Raw genomic sequence first — 1,023 nt, forward strand, 5'->3', positions numbered from 1 at the left:
ATTGCCCTGAGCAGGTTAGCTATCATTTCAGGGTCTTCGTTAGCAGCCTCTTCTATCTTCTTCAACATTACCTTGCTCTTGACAGATTCTACGTCAAGCGGCGTGCTCTCGTCAAGCTCAGATTCTATCTCACGCTCTAAATCATCAAGCGTTTTTGGGAAACCTGATTCACTACCTACAGGCATTATATCCAGCCCAGCTATTTGCGCATCTATGGCAGACTCGCCCGACATCTCTTCATCAAGGTCGCGCGTTGCGTCTATACGTTTCAGTATCGGTCTAACCATAGCAAAGTAGAATAGTATCAGTATAACTATCGCCCCTAGATACTTAGCTGCTGAAGCAATCCATTCCATAGTCTTCTCCTTCTCCTGCGTAACCTCCTCAACAACCTGCTGAGAGGTATCAAAGGATATATTTGTTACGTCCACAACATCGCCACGTGTAGCGTTAAAACCGACTGCTGATGCAACTGCCGTCCGTATCCTATTAAGCTCATCATCAGTGCGCGCCTGCTTGGTGATAGTAAGAACACCCGCATTTTGCGTCTGCTCTGGTCTGTCGTCCACTACTACAGACACAGTAAGTCGCCTTATCTCGCCACTAGTCTTCTGCTCCTGCGTCACTACCTTAGATATTTCAAAATTTTGAGTTTCCTCTGACTTAGCAAACTCAGTCATAATATTATCTATCAGCTGGTCCGGCTCAGCAAGGTTCGGTTCAACACCCGGTATCCCCTTAGGCATATCTCCTTTGCTATTCTGTGTCGTTTCAACTGTGTATTGTGAACGCAACACGGGAGTATCAGAATACTCTTCCCGCATAATATCACGTTTGTTAAAATCCATCTCTATACTAACACGGGCAACAAACCTGCCTGCGCCAATAGTAGCAGCCAACAGCCCCTGCAGCTTCTTTTCTAGTTCCTTTTCCTGCTGGCGTTGCTGGTCTAGCTGCGTTTGAGTCGTATAATAAGAAGATTTATCCTTCTCCATAAATTCGCTCAAAAGATTGCCGTTAGTG

Annotated in this window: 1 protein-coding gene; it reads right to left on the reverse strand. The window is 45.7% G+C overall.

Going from position 1 to position 1,023, the window contains the following annotated elements:
- Positions 1 to 995 (reverse strand): flagellar M-ring protein FliF C-terminal domain-containing protein (locus tag AC1MDJ_RS08030; protein ID WP_479690395.1); only part of this gene is annotated, 995 nt, incomplete at its 3' end.
- Positions 996 to 1,023: the final 28 nt, after the last annotated feature.

The sequence above is a fragment of the Candidatus Termitispirillum reticulitermitis genome, from assembly GCF_054655775.1.